15 protein-coding genes and 1 pseudogene are annotated in these 18117 nt (G+C 63.0%); 2 read left to right on the forward strand and 14 right to left on the reverse strand.

The window, feature by feature from the left end:
• Positions 1–133 precede the first annotated feature (133 nt).
• Together ACVMIM_RS25700 and ACVMIM_RS25705 are read right to left on the reverse strand one after the other, a co-directional pair.
• Positions 134–2047: a potassium transporter Kup gene (locus ACVMIM_RS25700; protein ID WP_040999050.1), complete on the reverse strand. Its 1914-nt coding sequence runs from the start codon at positions 2045–2047 to the stop codon at positions 134–136.
• Positions 2048–2132: 85 nt separating this feature from the next.
• A complete protein-coding gene (locus ACVMIM_RS25705) occupies positions 2133–2873 on the reverse strand; it encodes a pyridoxine 5'-phosphate synthase (protein ID WP_040999048.1) in 741 nt (246 codons plus the stop codon).
• A 109-nt stretch (positions 2874–2982) separates the two neighbouring features.
• On the opposite strand from ACVMIM_RS25705, the gene ACVMIM_RS25710 reads away from it, so the two are divergent.
• Positions 2983–3378 (forward strand): SpoIIAA family protein, encoded by a 396-nt coding sequence (locus tag ACVMIM_RS25710; protein ID WP_040999046.1) that lies wholly within the window; start codon positions 2983–2985, stop codon positions 3376–3378.
• Positions 3379–3484: 106 nt separating this feature from the next.
• Here ACVMIM_RS25710 and ACVMIM_RS25715 read toward each other — a convergent pair whose 3' ends face one another.
• From ACVMIM_RS25715 to ACVMIM_RS25755, 9 genes and pseudogenes are all read right to left on the reverse strand, one after another.
• Positions 3485–4612 carry an ATP-dependent DNA helicase gene (locus ACVMIM_RS25715; protein ID WP_476115311.1) on the reverse strand — a complete coding sequence of 376 codons (1128 nt, stop codon included), beginning with the start codon at positions 4610–4612 and terminating at the stop codon, positions 3485–3487.
• A 136-nt stretch (positions 4613–4748) separates the two neighbouring features.
• Complete coding sequence (locus ACVMIM_RS25720; protein ID WP_476115312.1) at positions 4749–5099, reverse strand: nitrile hydratase accessory protein; 351 nt, start codon at positions 5097–5099, stop codon at positions 4749–4751.
• Positions 5086–5745, reverse strand: a complete 660-nt coding sequence (gene nthB, locus ACVMIM_RS25725) for a nitrile hydratase subunit beta (protein ID WP_476115313.1) — start codon at positions 5743–5745, stop codon at positions 5086–5088. The genes ACVMIM_RS25720 and nthB overlap by 14 nt, the downstream gene beginning before the upstream one ends.
• A complete protein-coding gene (gene nthA, locus ACVMIM_RS25730) occupies positions 5742–6359 on the reverse strand; it encodes a nitrile hydratase subunit alpha (protein ID WP_040999041.1) in 618 nt (205 codons plus the stop codon). Before nthA ends, nthB begins: the two co-directional genes overlap by 4 nt.
• Positions 6360–6423: 64 nt before the next feature.
• Positions 6424–9576: an efflux RND transporter permease subunit gene (locus tag ACVMIM_RS25735; protein ID WP_476115315.1), complete on the reverse strand. Its 3153-nt coding sequence runs from the start codon at positions 9574–9576 to the stop codon at positions 6424–6426.
• Positions 9573–10878, reverse strand: a pseudogene (locus tag ACVMIM_RS25740) (efflux RND transporter periplasmic adaptor subunit). The gene ACVMIM_RS25735 and the pseudogene ACVMIM_RS25740 overlap by 4 nt, the downstream one beginning before the upstream one ends.
• A gap of 280 nt (positions 10879–11158) precedes the next feature.
• Positions 11159–11755, reverse strand: a complete 597-nt coding sequence (locus ACVMIM_RS25745; RefSeq protein ID WP_476115317.1) for a LysE family translocator — start codon at positions 11753–11755, stop codon at positions 11159–11161.
• Between the two features lie 105 nt (positions 11756–11860).
• Positions 11861–12436: an acetolactate synthase small subunit gene (gene ilvN, locus ACVMIM_RS25750; protein ID WP_041007722.1), complete on the reverse strand. Its 576-nt coding sequence runs from the start codon at positions 12434–12436 to the stop codon at positions 11861–11863.
• 82 nt (positions 12437–12518) lie between these two features.
• Positions 12519–14300, reverse strand: a complete 1782-nt coding sequence (locus tag ACVMIM_RS25755) for an acetolactate synthase 3 large subunit (RefSeq protein WP_476115318.1) — start codon at positions 14298–14300, stop codon at positions 12519–12521.
• A 375-nt stretch (positions 14301–14675) separates the two neighbouring features.
• Between ACVMIM_RS25755 and ACVMIM_RS25760 the strand changes: the two genes are divergently transcribed.
• Positions 14676–16484, forward strand: a complete 1809-nt coding sequence (locus ACVMIM_RS25760) for an NAD(P)-binding domain-containing protein (protein WP_476115320.1) — start codon at positions 14676–14678, stop codon at positions 16482–16484.
• 87 nt (positions 16485–16571) lie between these two features.
• Here ACVMIM_RS25760 and ACVMIM_RS25765 read toward each other — a convergent pair whose 3' ends face one another.
• Genes ACVMIM_RS25765 through ACVMIM_RS25775 form a run of 3 tightly spaced genes read right to left on the reverse strand, consistent with a single transcriptional unit; the run spans position 16572 to position 18033 of the window.
• Positions 16572–17120 carry an N-acetyltransferase family protein gene (locus ACVMIM_RS25765; RefSeq protein ID WP_476115321.1) on the reverse strand — a complete coding sequence of 183 codons (549 nt, stop codon included), beginning with the start codon at positions 17118–17120 and terminating at the stop codon, positions 16572–16574.
• A gap of 32 nt (positions 17121–17152) precedes the next feature.
• On the reverse strand, positions 17153–17461 hold the full coding sequence (locus ACVMIM_RS25770) for a hypothetical protein (RefSeq protein WP_476115323.1): 309 nt from the start codon (positions 17459–17461) through the stop codon (positions 17153–17155).
• 5 nt (positions 17462–17466) lie between these two features.
• Positions 17467–18033 (reverse strand): helix-turn-helix domain-containing protein, encoded by a 567-nt coding sequence (locus ACVMIM_RS25775; RefSeq protein ID WP_476115324.1) that lies wholly within the window; start codon positions 18031–18033, stop codon positions 17467–17469.
• Positions 18034–18117 lie beyond the last annotated feature (84 nt).

Here is an 18117-nt window from a genome sequence, read left to right on the forward strand (position 1 = left end):
AAAACGCGCGGTGCTCTACGCTTGCTGCAGTGCAATATCAAGTGCCCTGACGTGAGGGCTCCTATGCCGCCGGCGCACGGCTTTTCAGGTTATGGAACGGCCGGGCCGCTTCATCCGGCAAAATCGGCTTTCGTCAGATCGCGACCTGCGTGCCGATTTCGACCACGCGTCCGGTGGGGATCTGGAAATACTCCGTCGCATCCGCCGCCGTTCGCGCCAGGCCGATGAAAAGCCGGTCCTGCCAGACCGGCATGCCCGAATTGGGCGAGGCCTTCAGCGAGCGCCGCGACAGGAAGAAGGACGTCGTCATGATGTCGAACTTCCAGCCTTGCTTGCGGCAGATCGCCAGGGCACGCGGAATGTTGGGTTGCTCCATATAGCCGAAGGTGAGCGTCACGCGCATGAACAGCTCGTTGACGGTCTCCAGCTTCACGCGCTCGCTGTCGGGCACAACGGGTTGCGGCGCCGTCACCACCGACAGGATGACGTTCTTTTCGTGCAGCACCTTGTAGTGCTTCAGGCTGTGCATCAGCGCGGTCGGCGCGCTCAGCGGATCGCTGGTCAGGAACACGGCGGTGCCCGAGACCAGCTGCGGCTTCTTCTTCAGGAGATTTGCCGCCAGGAAATCGAGCGGGATCTCGTTGCGGCGGGTCTTGTCGAACAAATAGCGGCTGCCGCGGATCCAGGTCCACATGATCAGGCCCATGATGGAGGCGACCGTGATCGACACCCAGCCGCCCTCGACGATCTTGACGACATTGGCCGAGAAGAAGCCGAGATCGATGACGCCGAACAGCATCGCCAGCGCCAATGCCAGCGCCAGCTGCCATTTCCAGAGCCAGCGCATGACGACGAACAGAAGCACCGTCGTCATCAGCATCTCGCCGGTCACCGAAATGCCGTAAGCGGAGGCAAGCGCGCTCGAGCTGCCGAAGCCTACGACCAGGAGCATCACGCCGAGCGCGACCAATAGGTTGACCCTGGGCATATAGATCTGACCGCTCTGCATCTCGGAAGTGTGCTGCACCTCGATGCGGGGCAGAAGATTGAGCTGCACCGCCTGCCTTGTCAGCGAGAAGGCGCCGGAAATGACGGCCTGGCTGGCGATGACTGTGGCCGCGGTCGCGAGGCCCACCATCGGCATCAGCGCCCATTCTGGCAGCATCTGGAAGAACGGGTTGGTGGGCTTGCCGCCATGCGAGAGCACGAAGGCGCCCTGCCCGAAATAATTCAAGAGCAGGCAAGGGAAGACGATTGCGAACCAGGCCAGCACGATCGGCTTGCGGCCGAAATGGCCGAGGTCGACATAGAGCGCCTCGGCGCCGGTCACCGCCAGGAACACGGCACCGACGGTGACGAAGGCACCCGTCGGCGTGGTGGCCAGGTAATAGATCGCGTAATAGGGATTGATCGCCAGGAAAACGGACGGGTCGTCGACGATATGATAGAGGCCGGCCGCGCCGATCGCCACGAACCATGTCGCAGTTACAGGTCCGAACACCGCCGCCACCTTGCCTGTGCCGAAGCGCTGCACGGCAAAGAGCACCGCGAGGATCATCAGGGTGATCGGCACCACATAGGCATCCAGCGCCGGCGTGACGACTTCCAGGCCCTCGACCGCCGACAGCACCGAGATCGCCGGCGTGATGATCGAATCGCCGAAGAACAGTGCGGCGCCGCAAAGGCCGATCACCAGGATGAGGCGTGAGCCGGGCGGATAGGCGCTGCGCGCCAGCGACATCAGCGACAGTGTGCCGCCCTCGCCCTTGTTGTCGGCCCTAAGCACGAAGGCGACATATTTGATCGTGACGATGATGGTGAGCGCCCAGACGATCAGCGAGAGCACGCCCAGCACGTCATGGCGGGCGACCGAGCTGGACGAGGCATGCAGCGCCTCGCGGAACGCGTAGATCGGGCTTGTGCCGATGTCGCCATAGACGACGCCCAGCGCGCCAAGCATCAGCACCTTGGTGCTGTGCTGCCGCTCGGTTTCGGCATGGCCCGAACGTTCGAGGGATTCCGTTTCGCCGGCGTTGGCTAGCACCATGAACCCCACTTCACCGGATCGTCACGCTCCACGGTCGCCGCGACAGGCGGGACGCACCAAGACTGCCGAAACTACTCAAAATCTCCTACCATCCGCAGGCCTTCAAGAACCGCCCGACAGTCCCGGCCATGCCATACTCCAGCGCATCCGCTGTCAACCCATGTCCGATCGATACTTCGGCCAATGCCGGGATGCGTTTGGCCAACGCCGGCAGGTTCTTCACCGTCAGATCGTGGCCGGCATTGACGCCGAGCCCGGCCTTGAATGCGGCGTCGGCGGTTTTTCCCAGTCTTTCCAATTCTTTCGCCGCCTTTGCGGAATCGGAATGGAAACCTCCATATGGCCCGGTATAGAGCTCGATGCGATCGGCGCCGGTATCGCGAGCCGCATTGACCCCGTCCGGATCAGCGTCGGAAAACAGCGACACGCGGAAGCCGCCTTTCTTCAACCGCTTGACGATCGGAGTGAGGAACGCCGCCTGGGCAACGAAGTTCCAGCCATGGTCAGAAGTCGCCTGCGCCGGGTCGTCCGGCACCAGCGTTACCTGCTCGGGCTGGTTCTTCTCGACAAGCGACAGGAAATCCTCGGTCGGATAGCCCTCGATGTTGAACTCCGCGCCCGGAAACTCGTCATCGATCAGCGCCCTGATCTCGGGCAGATCGGAATGCCTGGTGTGCCGCTCGTCGGGCCTGGGATGCACCGTCAGCCCATGCGCGCCGGCGGCAAGCGCGATGCGGCCAAGTCCGGTGACACTCGGCCATGGCAGGTCGCGGCGGTTGCGCAGCATGGCGATGGCGTTGAGGTTGACCGAGAGCTTGGCGGGCATGAAAGGGCGTCCAGTGGATCGGCGGGCATCTATACCGCCTTTGACGGGAACAGATAGAGGGTTTCGCGTGTTCCAGGGATCGATGGAGATTTAACATGAGGATTTGCCAGTGAATTTCCTCGAAGCCGTGCCGGCGATCCGCCGCATCGAGACGAATCGCGACGCGCTTTTCGCCATCGACGTCGTCGGCGATGTCACGCCGGCCGATGCGGAAAACCTCTTCGGCCTGCTGGAGGCCGCCTACGCGCTGCATCCGAGGATCGACGTGCTGGTCAGGTTGACCGACGAGGAAAGCGTGGACTGGGCTAATATTTCGAAAGACACGCTTCGCCAGGGGGTTGCCGACGCGATGCAACATGTCGTGCGCTGCGCGGTCATCGGCGAGCCAAGCTGGGCCTCCCTCGTCGCCGGCGTCTTCCCGAAAACGCTGCCTTTCGAATTCAGACGCTTCGATGTCGACGATGAGGAAGCCGCCTGGCGGTGGCTTGGCGCAAGGCCGACATGACATTGCTGGAGCAGGAAAGTGCGTAGCGATTTTCCGTCCGGAATTGCGTCAAAACAAGGAGATAGAGGGTTCGCCGTTTCCGTGAAACGGTGAAACGCTTTAAGCGTCAGCGCACCACCGTCAGCCGCTCGGCGGCACGGGTGATCGCCGTATAAAGCCAGCGCTGCCTTGTCTCCTTGAAGGCCCAGCTCTCGTCGAACAGCACCACGTCGTTCCACTGCGAGCCCTGCGCCTTGTGGACCGTCAGCGCATAGCCATAGTCGAAATCGTCGAAGCGCTTCTTTTGCTGCCAAGGGATCTCCGCGTCGGGATCCTCGAACGCAGCCTTGAGCAACTTGATCTTGGCGACGCCGCGGTCGGGATCGTCCTCTTCGGGCGAAACCAGCAGGTTGATGCCGGGCTTCACCGTCTCGCGCGATGAGGTCATCACCTTCCACAGCGAACCGTTGAGCAGCCCCTTGGCCGGGTCGTTGCGCAGGCAGACCAGCTTGTCGCCGGCTTGCGGAAAGTCGGCATTGAACCCCTTCAGCTCGCGCAGCCTTTGATTGTAGCGGCGGCGCGTGCGATTGGTGCCGACCAGCACCTGGTCGGCCTTGAGCACCAGGTCCTGGTTGACTGCTTCCCTGCCGATCACCTGCGCAGTGCCATAGTCGCCATGCATGAACTCCCGGCCTTCGCGAACGTCGAGCGCCAGCCGGATGATCGGATTGTCGCGCGCCTGGCGATGGATTTCCGTCAACAGCACGTCCGGCTCGTGTTCGGTGAAGAAGCCGCCACCAGAGATCGGCGGCAGCTGCGCCGGATCGCCGAGCACCAGGATCGGCGTGCCGAAACTCATGAGGTCGCGGCCGAGCTGCTCGTCGACCATCGAGCATTCGTCGATAACGACGAGCTTGGCGCGCGCGATCGGACTTTGCCGGTTGAGCGAGAAGGTCGGCGACATCGAGGTCTTGCCGGTCACCTCGTCCTCGACCGATTCCTCGCCCTTCGGCCTATAGATCAGCGAATGGATGGTGCGGGCGTTGACAGCGCCCTTGGAGCGCAGCACCTGTGCCGCCTTGCCGGTGAAGGCGGCGAACTGCACCTGGCCGTCGACATGCTCGGCGAAATAGCGCGCCAGCGTCGTCTTGCCGGTGCCGGCATAGCCGAACAGGCGAAAAACCTGCGGCCGGCCCTCCTTGAGCCAGCGCCCGACCGCCTTCAAGGCCTCATCCTGTTGGGGAGAAAATTCCATCAGTGCGACAGACCGGATTCGCTGACGAAAGACAAGATTGGCCGCCATACCGACCGTTGTCGGCAGCAATCTTTAGCGCCTTCCGACAACTCAGGCTATCAGCCGCAAATCGGAACGTAAAGAGAACAAAGCCGCTCTAGCTGCCCGCGCCGGGATCGTTTTCCAGCAAGATCGGCTTGCCATGTGGCGTCGCATGCGCGGCGCGTTCCCAGGCGGCGGCGAGTTCGTCCACCTCGCTTTTGCCGGCGATCCCCTTTCGAGACAAAAGCTTCTCCAGGGCCGCCAGCCAATGCTCGTAATAGTCATGCCCGTCGCTTGCCGCGCCGGGCTGCTTGACCTCGGCGGACAAGGCCTCCGCCCACTCGTTCCACGAAAACAGGCCCCGGTCGTGCAGCGCGACAGTCATCGCGAAGGCTTCGGCCTGCCAGGGCTCGGCGAAGACCGGCTCGTCGAAACCAGCCGGCAACGCGCCTTCATGCCGGTTCAAGATAGCTCTCCCAGGCGTCGATCGAGACGCTGAGCGTCGGATCGGCGCCCTCGCCCCAGATTTCGGCCCCGTCGAACACCACGGTATAAACCCATTGCGGGTTCTCACCCTTGCCATGCGCGTTGCTGTCGGGGAAGACGAAGCCGTCCCGCGCCGCCTCGATCGTCCCCGTCTTGTCGCGCGCATAGCGCGGCAGGCGCGTATGGCCGGTCGGGTTGAAATTCTTCGTGCGCACCCGGTCGCCCGCTTGGAACCGCGCCGGCGTGGCGACCGGCCGGTCACACGGACCGCCCTTGGCGAGTACGGCCGGCACATCCGCCGCCTTCAGCACTCTTTTCGGTGTCGCAGCCGCATCGACCGCCTTGCCGGCGGCAAGGTCGCGCTCGGTGACGAAGCCGTGGCGCTTCAGCAGCGTCTCCAGCGCCTTGATCCAGATCTGGTAGTAGCTCGACGAATAATAATCGGCGGGATGCAGCGATTCCCGTGCATGCCGGCTCTCGTCGATGTTCCAGGCGCCCATGGCGCCGGCTGTCAGCGTCACGCCCAAGGCCCGCTTTTCCCATGCCGCATGGAAATAAGGCTCGTCCTTTTCGGGCGCGACCGGTCCGAAACCCATCTGCCCGCCGAGATCCTGCGGCCCGTTCATGCCGGCTCCCCTTCCGGCTCTTTGGCAAGCGCGGTGCCGATCATCGCGTCACGGCTGACCAGCCCTGCAAGCTGCTCCTCGCTCCAGCCCTCCGTGCCTTTCGGCCGCATCGGCACCACCAGATACCGAAGCTCGGCGGTCGAATCCCAGACGCGAATCTTCTTCTCCGCCGGCAGCGTCAGCCCGAATTCTTCGAGCACGCCGCGCGGATCGATCACCGCCCGCGACCTGTAAGGCGGCGCCTTGTACCAGACCGGCGGCAGGCCGAGCACGGACCATGGATAGCAGGAACAGAGCGTGCAGACGACGAGGTTGTGCGTCTCCTCGGTGTTGAACACGGCCTGCATGTGCTCGCCCTGGCGGCCGGTATAGGAGAGCGATGCGATCGCAGCGGTCGCGTCGCGCTTGAGCCATTCGGCATAGGCCGGATCGTTCCAGGCTTTCGCCACCACCCGCGCGCCGTTGCGCGGGCCGATCTTCGTCTCATAGGTATCGACGATGACGTCGATGGCCGCAGGGTCGATCAGGCCCTTTTGGGTCAGGATCGTCTCCAGCGCGCGCACGCGCGCCGCGAACGGATCGAGTTCGTTGTCGTGGTCATGATCATGGGACATGGCCACAGATTAGGATCGGCCGCGGCCGGCCGCAAGCGCCGGGGCTTGGGCCAGCCGGAGCGATCTACTCGGCTGCCGTCTTGTGCGGCTCGGGTTCGCCATCGAACAGCGAGCGTTGCTCGCCGCTTTCCACCACATGCAGCGCCGGCCGGCTCTTCTTTGACGAGAAGCTGAGCAGCCAGCCCGAGAAATTCTCGAAATAGACATAGATCACCGGCGTCACGAACAGCGTCAGCGCCTGCGAGGCGAGCAGACCGCCGACCACGGCAACGCCGAGCGGCTGGCGCAATTCGGCGCTGGCGCCGGTGCCGAGCGCGATCGGGAACGTACCCATCAACGCGGCAAGCGTCGTCATCATGATCGGCCGGAAACGCATCAGGCAGGCCTTGTGGATGGAGTCCTTCGCCGACATGCCTTGTCGCCTGAGTTCCAGCGCGACGTCGACCATCATGATGCCGTTCTTCTTGACGATGCCGATCAGCATCAGGATGCCGATCACTGCGATCACCGACAGGTCCATGCCGGCGAAGTGCAGCGCCACCACGGCGCCGAGCACTGCCGACGGCAAGCCGGTGAGAATGGTGAGCGGGTGGATGAAGCTCTCATAGAGCATGCCGAGCACGATATAGATCGTCAGGATCGCGCCGCCGATCAGGAAGCCCTGGTTGGCCAGCGAATCCTGGAAGGTCTTGGCCGTGCCGGCAAAGCTCGTCGATATCTCCTTCGGCATGCCGATCTGCTCTTTGAGCTGATCGATGCGGGTCACCGTGTCGCCGAGCGATACGCCCTGCGGCAGATTGTAGGAGATCGTCACCGCCGGAAGCTGGCCGAGCTGATTGACCGTCAGCGCGCCGGCTGTGCGATCGACATGGGCGAAGGCGCCGAGAGGCACCAGGCTGCCGCTCGCCGTCCGCATCTGGATGGCGAGCATCCGCTCCGGCGACCATTCGATCTTGGGATCGAGCTCGGTGATGACCTCATAGCTGTCGGCCGAACCGAAGATCGTCGAAACCTGGTCGGTGCCGAAGCCGCCATAGAGGGCGGAACGAAGCGTGTCGGTATCGATGCCGAGCTGGGCGGCCTTGTCGCGGTCGATCACCAGCGACGCCTGCAACGCGTTGTTCTGCAAGTCGCTGGTGACGTCGGTGAACATCGTGTGGTCGGCGGCCATCGCGTCGTTCAGCTTCTGCGCCCAGATGTCCGTCTGGCCGGTATCCAGGCCCTGCACCACGAGCTGATAGGCGCTGGCGGATGACCGCGAGCCCAGCCGCAGGTTCTGCACAGGCTGCATATAGGTCTCGATACCCGCCACGCCGGCCAATTGGCGTCTCAGATCCGAAAGCACCTTCTCGATGTTGGGTCGCTGATCCTTGCCCTTGAGCTGGACGAAGAGCTGGCCCTGGTTGAGCGCGTTGTTGCCGCTACCCGCCGACCAGGCCACATGGTCGACATAGGGCGACTTCGAAAACACGCTGGCCACCTGCCCCTGCAGCTTGACCATGGCGTCGAAAGAGATGTCTTGACGCGCAAGGGTGGTCACCGAGATCTGGCTGATATCCTCCTGCGGGAAGAAGCCTTTCGGCGAAACCTGGATCAGCCACACCGACGCTGCCGCGGTGGCAACGAAGACGAGGAACACCAGGAAAGTGTTTCGCAGGCAAAAGCCCAGGATCCGGTCGTAGCCGCGCGTGATGAGGTCCGGCCTGTGACCGGGGGCGTGCTTTTCGCGATCGGCCTTGGTCACCGACAGCAGGCGCGAGCAGAGCATCGGCGTCAGCGTCAGCGACACGAACATCGAGGCCAGTATGGCGACGGTCACCACCACGGCGAATTCGTTGAAGATGCGGCCGATGACGCCGCCCATCAGAAGCACCGGAATGAACACGGCCACCAAAGAGATCGAGATCGAGATGATGGTGAAGCCGATTTCGCGCGCGCCCTTCAGTGCGGCGTCGAAGGCCGACAACCCGTCTTCTTCCATGTGGCGGAAGATATTTTCCAGCATGACGATGGCGTCGTCGACGACAAGGCCGACGGCTAAAGTCAATCCCATCAGCGAGATGTTGTCGATCGAGAAGCCGAACAGGAACATCGCGCCGAGCGTGGCGATCAGCGAGATCGGCACCGCCACGGCCGGGATGATGGTTGCCGTCACCCTGCGCAGGAACACGAAGATCACCATCACCACCAGGGCAATGGTCAGGAGCAGCGTGAACTGGACGTCGTCGACGGCTTGCCGGATCGAGGTCGACCGGTCGTTGAGCAGCTTGATGCTGGCTGCCGCCGGCATCTGGTCCTGGAAGGACGGCAGCATCGCCTTGACCTTGTCGACCACCTCGACAGTGTTTGCGTCGGGCTGGCGCTGGACCGCGAGGATGATCGCGCGCGTGCCGTCGTACCAGCTCGCCGTCGTCGTGGTCTGCACGGAATCGACGACGCGCGTCACCTCGCCCAGCCGTACCGGATGGCCGTTCTTGGTGGCGATGATGAGGTTGGAAAAGGCGGCGGCATTGCCGAGCTGGGTGTTAGCGGTGATGGTCAGCTGCTGCTTGTTGTTCTGCAGCACGCCGAGCGGCGTGTTGCTGTTGGCCGAGGTGATCGCGGCCTGCAGCTGATCGATCGAGATGCCGCGCGCGGCAAGCGCCGTCGGGTCGATCTGGATGCGCACGGCATATTTCTGCTGGCCGAAGATCGAGACTTGCGCCACGCCGTCGATGGTCGACAGCGACGGTGAGATGACATTTTCGGCAAAGGCGTCCAGATCCGTCAGCGGGACCGTGTCGCTGACCAGCGACATCAAAAGGATCGGCGCGTCGGCCGGATTGACCTTGCGATAGCTCGGCGGCGCCGTCATTTCCGGCGGCAGCGATTTTTGCGTGCGCGCTATCGCCGCCTGGACATCCGCGGCCGCCGCGTCGATGTCGCGGTTGAGCACGAATTGGATGGCGATCGAGGTCTGGCCGAGGGAATTGGTGGTCGAGATCGAGTCGATGCCGGCGATAGTGGCGAACTGCTTGATCAGCGGCGTCGCAACGGAAGTCGCCATTGTCTCCGGCGACGCGCCGGGCAACTGCGCCGAGACGTTGACCACCGGAAATTCCGCGCTCGGCAGTGCCGCGACCGGCAGGAATTTGTAGGCAAAGATTCCGCCCAGAATCAGGGCGAACGACATCAAAAGGGTGGCGACGGGCTTGCGGATGCAGAATTCGGAGATCATTGGCTCGCCCCGCCGGCCTTGTCGGCCTCCGCGACCTTGGACGATGCCTGATCGCCGGATCCGGCCGCGGCTTTGCCTTCATGCACTGCCGCGCCGTTCTTCAATCGCGTCTGGCCCTCGACGACGACCTTCTCGCCGCTCTTGAGACCATCGCTGATGGCGCTGTTTTGGCCCTCCGTCAGCGCCACCTTCACCGGCCGCATCTCGACGGTGTTGTCCGGCTTGACCACGTAAACGAAGGGTCCCTTCTGGCTGGGCTGAACCGCGACCGTGGGAACCGAGGTCATCTGCGGCATCGTGCCGGCCTCGAGCACCACGTTGACGTATTGCCCGGGCCACAGCGAAAGATCCGGATTGGGGATGCTCGCGCGCGTCGCGATGGTGCCTGAAGCCGTATCGACGCTGGAATCGACAAAATCGAGCGTGCCCTTGCCGATCGGCGTGGGATCACCGTCCTTGGTCAGCGTCACGTCGCCTTGCTGTGGGTCGGCGAGCGCCTTGTGCAGCAAGGCAAGGTTGCTCTCCGGCAGCGTGAAGTTCACCTGCAGCGGATCCATCTGCGTGATGGTGACCAGTGGCGTCGAACTGCCTGAGCTGCCGTTGCTGGTGGTGACGAGATCGCCGACCGAGACGTTGATGGCGCCGAGCCGGCCCGAGATCGGCGCCGTAATCGTCGCGTAGCTCAATTGCACGGTGTCGGCATCGATGGTCGCCTTGTCGGCGTCGATGGTGGCGGCCGCGGCCTTCTGCGCCGCCAGCGCCTGATCGTAGGTCTGCTGCGTGCCGGCCTGCTTGGCGACGAGGTCCTTGGCGCGCTGCAGATCGGCCTGGGCGCTCACCAGCATCGCCTGGTCCTTGGCCAGCGTCGCCTGGTCCTTGGCGAGCTGCGCCTTCAGCGCGCGGTCATCGAGCGAAATGAGCAGATCGCCGGCCTTGACCATCTGCCCGTCCTTGACCGCGATCGACACGATCTGGCTGGAAACGCGGGCATTGATATTGACCACCTCCGGCGACGAGACGAAGCCGATGGCATAGCGGCGTATCGGGAAATCCGCGGTCGTCGCGGTGGCGGAGACGATTGAGGCCGAACGCGGCCCGCCGCCTTTCGCATTGCCGCCTTTTGCATTGTCAGAGGCGGCGGCCGCTTTATCGCCGCTCGCCGTCTTGTCCGCGGCGGCCACGCTGGCCTGCTTGCCCGAAATCAGCTGCTGGACCTTGGCCAGCGTCGCGGGCGAATAATAGAGCCCCGGCACCCGCCAGACAGGCGACCGCAACAACTGCAAAGGCGATTTTTCCGCGCATCGACAAACAAGCCCTCTACTCGCGACACGCCGATCTCGGTGGTCCATTGTAGCTCGATTCACGGCTCTTCGCCGCGATTTTCGCCGAATAGATAGGACAAGGCTCGGGCGGAAAAGGGTCAAAACACGGCATTACGAAGATTTAATGTGCAGTGCACAAATGTTGGGCAGCCGGCTAAGAGGCAGCGAAGGCCGCTGCGGCCGGTCCGAAGAAGCTGCCTAAATGAGTTGAGATTCAGCGCAGAGAGCCGGCGTTTGCAGGCACCTGGATGCTGATACACCTAACGGAGCATGGGCCAAAGCGTCGCCGCCAACAGCATACCCATGGCGATGTTGAACCATTTCAGCCGCACCGGATCCGACAGGAACCCGCGCAGCGCTGTGCCGAAGCCGGCCCATACCGACACGCTGGGCAGGTTGACGATGGTGAAGGCGATCGAGATCAGCGCCACCGAGACGAACGGGTGATCGGCATTGGTGTAGACGGCCATCGCGGTGATCGCCATCACCCATGCCTTTGGGTTGACCCACTGGAAGGCAGCGGCGTCGATGAAGCGCATCGGCCGCCCCTCCAGCCCTTTTCCGTCGCTCATCGAGCGCGACATGGCGATCTTCCAGGCGAGGTAGAGCAGATAGGCCGCGCCGGCGATCTTCAACGCCGTATGCAGCACAGGCAACGCCGTCAGCACCGCGCCGAGCCCGAAGCCGACCGCCAAAAGCAGGACCAAAAACCCGATGCTGATGCCCAGCATGTGCGGAACCGTCCTGGCGATACCGAAATTCACGCCGGAAGCGAGCAGCATGAGGTTGTTCGGCCCCGGTGTGATCGACGTCACGAAGGCATAGACCAGCAGGGCAAGGAATGCGTCGAGCGACATGTTATCCTCCCGGATATGTCAGCCTTACTGTCCTTTTAGCAAGTGTGCAAAAGCCAGAAACGGGCAAATCGCCGGGCCAAAGCTGGAACAGGATGGTCGTCCTGATTACATGCCCTGCGGGCCGCGGTTCATCGCGGCGACGCCGGTGCGGCAGATCTCGACCAGGCCGAGCGGCTTCATGATGGCGATGAACTGGTCGAGCTTCGAGCCTTTGCCGGTGATCTCGAAGATGAAATGCTCGGTGTTGGCATCGATGACCGAGGCGCGGAAAGCATCCGCAAGGCGAAGCGCCTCGACCCGGGCGTCGCCGGTGCCGGCGACCTTGACCAGCGCGAGTTCCCGTTCCAGCGGCCGTTCCTGGCCAAGCTGATGCGAGCGCACGGTCAGGTCGACCACCCGATGCACCGGCACGATGCGCTCGAGCTGGTTCTTGATCTGCTCCATCACATGCGGCGTGCCGCGCGTCACGATGGTGATGCGCGACAGATGCTTCTCGTGCTCGGTCTCGGAAACGGTCAGGCTTTCGATGTTGTAGCCGCGCCCGGAAAACAGGCCGATGACGCGGGCAAGCACGCCCGGCTCGTTGTCGACCAGCACGGAGAGCGTATGCGTTTCCGGCTTCTCGGTTTCCTTGGCGATGAAATAGGCGGAGCCAGTCGGTTGAAGGTGTTGTGCGTTCATAAGATGAATCTCGATTTCAGACCTTTGAGCTAATTCTCTGTTTGCGCACGGCTTCTCACGACAGCCCTGCCCCAGCGGCTGCCTAAACCAGTTCCCTGCCCTTGGCGTCGATGGCGTTGGCCACCGCCTCGTCGGTCGCCTCGTCCGGCAGGAGCATCTCGTTATGCGCCTTGCCCGACGGGATCATCGGGAAGCAATTGGCAAGCGTCGCCACGCGGCAGTCGAACAGCACCGGCTTCTTCACCGAGATCATTTCGCGGATCGCGTCGTCGAGCTCATCCGGCTTATCGCAGCGTATGCCGTGGCCGCCATAGGCTTCCGCCAGCTTGACGAAATCGGGCATTGCCTCGGTATAGGAATGCGACAGCCGGTTGCCATGAAGCAGCTGCTGCCACTGGCGCACCATGCCCATATACTGGTTGTTGAGGATGAAGATCTTGATCGGCGCCTCATACTGCACCGCCGAGCTCATCTCCTGCATGGTCATCTGCACCGAGGCGTCGCCGGCGATGTCGATGACGAGCGCGTCGGGATGCGCGATCTGCACGCCGAGCGCCGCCGGCAGTCCGTACCCCATCGTGCCCAGGCCGCCCGAGGTCATCCAGCGGTTCGGCTTGTCGAAATGGTAATGCTGCGCCGCCCACATCTGGTGCTGGCCGACCTCGGTGGTGATGTAGGTGTCCATGTCCTTGGTCAGCGCATAGAGCCGCTGGATCGCATATTGCGGCATGATGACGTCATTGTTCATCTTGTAAGCAAGCGAATCCCGCGCCCGCCATTTCGCGATCTGCTCCCACCACGGATAGAGCGCCTTCTTGTCGGTCTTGGCGGTCGCCCGCCACAGCCGCACCATATCTTCCAGCACGCGGCCGACATCGCCGAGAATCCCGACATCGGCATGGACGTTCTTGTTGATCGAGGACGGATCGATGTCGATGTGGATCTTCTTCGAATTCGGCGAGAAGGCGTTGAGCCGGCCGGTGATGCGGTCGTCGAAGCGCGCGCCGATGCAGACCATCACGTCGCAGTCATGCATGGCCATGTTGGCTTCGTAGGTGCCGTGCATGCCGAGCATGCCGACCCAGTTCTTGCCTGATGCCGGATAGGCGCCGAGCCCCATTAGCGTCGAGGTAATCGGAAAGCCGGTCAGGTCGACCAGCTCGCGCAGCAAATGACTGGCTTCCGGTCCCGAATTGATGACGCCGCCGCCCGAATAGATGATCGGCTTCTTCGCGCCGGCCATCAGCTCGACGGCAGCTTTCACCTTTTCCAGGTCGCCCTGGACCTTCGGCTGGTAGCTGGTGCGCGGCGCGGTCTGCGGCGGCACATAGATGCCCTTGGCGAACTGCACGTCCTTCGGGATGTCGACCACGACGGGACCGGGCCGCCCGGTCGTCGCGACATGGAATGCCTCATGGATGGTGGCGGCGAGCTCGTTCACGTCCTTCACCAGCCAGTTGTGCTTGGTACATGGCCGCGTGATGCCGACCGTGTCGCATTCCTGGAAGGCGTCGGAACCGATCAGCGAGGTCGGCACCTGGCCGGTGAGGCAGACCAGGGGAATGGAATCCATCAGCGCATCCTGCAGCGGCGTCACCGCATTGGTGGCGCCGGGGCCGGACGTCACCAGGAGCACGCCGGCCTTGCCGGTCGAGCGCGCATAGCCTTCCGCCGCGTGGCCGGCGCCCTGCTCGTGCCGGACCAGGATATGCTCGACCTCGTCCTGCTGGAATATCTCGTCATAGATCGGAAGGACCGCGCCGCCCGGATAGCCGAAGACGTGCTTGACGCCGTTGTCCTTCAGCGCCTGCACCACCATCTCCGCGCCCGTCATTTCGCGCCGCTCGTTCTGTCCGTTGCTCATCGGTCTGGTCCCGTACTGTCCGCCGTCTGGCGATTTGCTGGTCGTTTAGTTCGGTTGAAGGCAATAAAAAAGGCCCCCGAGGGAGCCTGTGGGATGCGCATGGGAGGTTTTCGCCCGGCGGTTACACCGCCTTGCCCACGCGCCAGCCTACGAGAATGAGTGCCGTTTTCATGGGCGCGGACACTAGAGGCGGGTACGGCAGCCTGTCAACGGGTAAAATGGCGCCTTTAACGCGGCTTCCCCATCAAGCCATTGAAAACGCGCCAAACTATTGGAGGGCGTGACGCCTCTCAGGTTTTGCCGAAATAATTCGCGGATGCCGGAAAGCCCAATCCGGCGGCGCGCTTACCCAAGAAGCAAACCGGAGGAGAACAAATGCTCGAGAGAACACCCACCACCAAAGCGCAGGCGCTGCTCGACAAGTTCGGCAAGGCACTGGAAGCCGGCGACATCGACAGCGCCGTCAACTGCTTCCAGGCCGATTGCTACTGGCGCGACCTCGTCACCTTCACCTGGAACTTGAAGACGATGGAGGGTCAGGACCAGATCCGCGACATGCTGCATGCGACGCTGGCCGACATCAAGCCGACCGGCTGGTCGGTGGCCAAGGGCGAGGAAGCGAGCGAGGATGGCGGCGTCATAACCGCCTGGATCACCTTCGAGACGAATGTGGCGCGCGGCTTTGGCCTTGTGCGGTTCAAGGGCGACCTGATCTGGACTTTGCTCACCACGATGGCGGAGCTGAAAGGGCATGAGGAGAAAGCGGGCTTCACCCGTCCCCTCGGCGCCAAGCACGGACACGGCAAGGGCCGCAAGACATGGCGCGAGGAGCGCGACGACGAGATCGCCGAGCTCGGCCATACCAGGCAACCCTATGTCGTCATCATCGGCGGCGGCCAGGGCGGAATTGCGCTCGGCGCAAGGCTGAAACAGCTCGGCGTGCCGGCCATCATCATCGAGAAGAACGAGCGTCCGGGCGATTCCTGGCGAAAGCGCTACAAGTCGCTCTGCCTGCATGACCCGGTCTGGTATGATCACCTGCCCTATATCGACTTTCCGAAGAACTGGCCGGTCTTCGCGCCGAAGGACAAGATCGGCGACTGGCTGGAGATGTACACCAAGGTGATGGAGCTGAACTATTGGAGCTCCACCACCGCGAAATCCGCCAAATACGACGAGAAGGCCAAGGAATGGACCGTCGTCGTCGAGCGCGACGGAAAGGAAATCGTTCTGAAACCGAAGCAACTGGTGCTGGCGACCGGCATGTCCGGCAAGGCGAACTGGCCGAAATACAAAGGCCAGGACATCTTCAAGGGCGAGCAGCAGCATTCCTCGACCCATCCCGGCCCGGACAAATATCGCGGCAAGAAGGTGGTGGTCATCGGCTCGAACAATTCGGCGCACGACATCTGCGCGGCGCTGTGGGAAGGCGGCGCCGACGTGACCATGGTGCAGCGGTCATCCACTCATATCGTCAAGTCGGATACGCTGATGGATATCGGCCTTGGGGCGCTCTATTCCGAGCAGGCGGTCGAGAACGGCATGACGACGCGCAAGGCCGACATGATCTTCGCTTCGCTCCCCTACCGCATCCTGCACGAATTCCAGATTCCGCTTTACCAGCAGATGAAGGAGCGCGACGCGAAATTCTATGAGGATCTGGAAAAGGCCGGCTTCATGCTCGACTGGGGCGACGACGGCTCCGGCCTGTTCATGAAATATCTGCGCCGCGGCTCCGGCTACTATATCGATGTCGGCGCCTGCGACCTCGTCATCGACGGCTCGATCAAATTGAAAAGCGGACCTGGCGCCGCGGTCCAGGAACTCACCGAAACCGGCGTCAAATTCGTCGACGGCACCGAGTTGCCGGCCGATCTCATCATCTATGCCACCGGCTACGGCTCGATGAATGGCTGGGCCGCGGACCTCATCTCCCAGGAGGTGGCGGATAAGGTCGGCAAGGTCTGGGGTCTGGGTTCCAACACCACAAAGGATCCCGGCCCCTGGGAAGGCGAGCAGCGCAATATGTGGAAGCCGACGCAGCAGGAAGCGCTCTGGTTCCACGGCGGCAACCTGCACCAGTCGCGCCACTATTCGCAGTATCTGTCGCTGCAGCTCAAGGCGAGGCAGGTCGGCCTGCCGACGCCTGTCTATGGGCTGCAGGAAGTCTACCACAAGGCTTGAAGCCGAACGCTTGCAACAGGATGGAAGCCCGGCAACGAGCTTCCATCATCATGCGCTTAGAATTTCGCGCTGCCCGTCAGGGCAGCCTTATATTGGCGCAACTTGTGGGCGTCGATCTCGCCCTATCCGCTTCCAATAGACCAACGTGCCGGTCAGGCCGCCATGCGGCTTGAGCGCAAAATCGGGGATTTCGCCGGTCAGCGTGAAACCAAGCTTCTCATAGAGGCCTGCTGCGCCCTCTTCGCTTGCCGTGTCCAGCACGAGCAGCGTGCGGCCTTTCTCGACGGCCAGTTCCTCTGCCGCGCGCATCAGGCGGGTCGCGACGCCCTTGCCGCGATGGCCGCGGCCGGTCATCAGCTTGGCGATCTCGGCGCGGTGCGGTTGATTGGGGGGAAAGTCGAGGAGCAGGGTGACGGTGCCGGCAAGCGCCCCGCCCCGCCATGCGCCCAGCACCGCCCTTTCCCCGCGCGCGGCCGCCGCAAGCGACTTGCGCCAGAAATCCCGCGCGGCCTCCGCCGACAATGGATGCATGAAGCTCACCGATCCGCCGGCGGCGACCGTCTCGATCAACAGATCGGCGAGCATCGCGATGGTCGCCGCATCGTCGCTCAACGCCTGGATTTCAAGGGAGTCCATGCTGGTGCTCTCCAGAGGTATCGGGGATAAGGTCATTCGAAATGGCTGGTCCGCTTGCGCCGGCGCGTCCGCCGGATTTCGGCGATACGGTCGGAGTCATCCTCGCTGAGATGGCGGCCACGCTCCAGAATCTCGAGCGTATATTCCTCATAGGTCAGTCCGAGCCGCTCGGCCCTCTCCAGCCGCATCAGCATGACGGCATGGCTTGGTGCCTTCCAGGCCTTGTCGTGGGCGGCGCGCCAGGCGAGGAAAATGTAGGGATCACCCTTGCCCCAGGGCGGGCCGTCATAGTCGTCGAGCGGCGGCCCGCCATTGTGCGAGCGCTTTAGCCTGCGAGACATCGGAGTCAGTCCCTGACCAGCGCCACGAGATACTCCGCCGCATCCGGTCCGGGAGCATGAAAGACGCAATCCGAGGGCGCGCCGAGCGCCAGGCAGTCGCCGGGCTCTAGCCTGTGCACCACATGGCCTTCGGTGAAATCCAGCCTTCCATCGATCAGCCATATCTGCTGCTTGATAAAGGCGTAGGATGCGGCCGGAAGGCTTACCCTGGCGCCTGCCGGCAGGCTGACCCTGACCAGTTCCAATGGCATGTGCGATGCCGGCGACAGATGCCGCCGGACGTAGCCCGTTGCCGGGTCCTGCCAGACCGGCTGCTCGTCCCTTCGTGAAACGCCGCCGCCTTGCATCTCGGCCCGTGCGATCAGCGTCGACAGCGTCATGCCGAAGGCGGCCGCGATGCGCACCAGGAGCGCCGCGGTCGGACTGGTCGTACCGCGTTCGATGGCGCTCAGCATCGCCTTCGAGACAGCCGAGCGCTGGGCCAATTCGGCCAGCGACCAGTGCCTCACCGTCCTTTCGGAGTGTAGGCGCTTTCCGATCGTGGCTGTGATGTTATTCGATATATCGTCCATTCGTCCAATATATAGGAATTGCGCAGATTGGGAAGAGACCGTTCGATCGAATTGTCGCGGCTGGCTTAACGCGGCCTACACCAT

It is taken from the genome of Mesorhizobium sp. USDA 4413 (assembly GCF_056280365.1).

What these genes read in the sequence shown, in the direction of transcription:
- ACVMIM_RS25700 (WP_040999050.1), bottom strand. Translation starts at nt 2,047, where the DNA reads ATGGTGCTAGCCAACGCCGGCGAAACGGAATCCCTCGAACGTTCGGGC.
- ACVMIM_RS25705 (WP_040999048.1), bottom strand. Translation starts at nt 2,873, where the DNA reads ATGCCCGCCAAGCTCTCGGTCAACCTCAACGCCATCGCCATGCTGCGC.
- ACVMIM_RS25715 (WP_476115311.1), bottom strand. Translation starts at nt 4,612, where the DNA reads ATGGAATTTTCTCCCCAACAGGATGAGGCCTTGAAGGCGGTCGGGCGC.
- nthB (WP_476115313.1), bottom strand. Translation starts at nt 5,745, where the DNA reads ATGAACGGGCCGCAGGATCTCGGCGGGCAGATGGGTTTCGGACCGGTC.
- nthA (WP_040999041.1), bottom strand. Translation starts at nt 6,359, where the DNA reads ATGTCCCATGATCATGACCACGACAACGAACTCGATCCGTTCGCGGCG.
- ACVMIM_RS25735 (WP_476115315.1), bottom strand. Translation starts at nt 9,576, where the DNA reads ATGATCTCCGAATTCTGCATCCGCAAGCCCGTCGCCACCCTTTTGATG.
- ACVMIM_RS25745 (WP_476115317.1), bottom strand. Translation starts at nt 11,755, where the DNA reads ATGTCGCTCGACGCATTCCTTGCCCTGCTGGTCTATGCCTTCGTGACG.
- ilvN (WP_041007722.1), bottom strand. Translation starts at nt 12,436, where the DNA reads ATGAACGCACAACACCTTCAACCGACTGGCTCCGCCTATTTCATCGCC.
- ACVMIM_RS25755 (WP_476115318.1), bottom strand. Translation starts at nt 14,300, where the DNA reads ATGAGCAACGGACAGAACGAGCGGCGCGAAATGACGGGCGCGGAGATG.
- ACVMIM_RS25760 (WP_476115320.1), top strand. Translation starts at nt 14,676, where the DNA reads ATGCTCGAGAGAACACCCACCACCAAAGCGCAGGCGCTGCTCGACAAG.
- ACVMIM_RS25765 (WP_476115321.1), bottom strand. Translation starts at nt 17,120, where the DNA reads ATGGACTCCCTTGAAATCCAGGCGTTGAGCGACGATGCGGCGACCATC.
- ACVMIM_RS25770 (WP_476115323.1), bottom strand. Translation starts at nt 17,461, where the DNA reads ATGTCTCGCAGGCTAAAGCGCTCGCACAATGGCGGGCCGCCGCTCGAC.
- ACVMIM_RS25775 (WP_476115324.1), bottom strand. Translation starts at nt 18,033, where the DNA reads ATGGACGATATATCGAATAACATCACAGCCACGATCGGAAAGCGCCTA.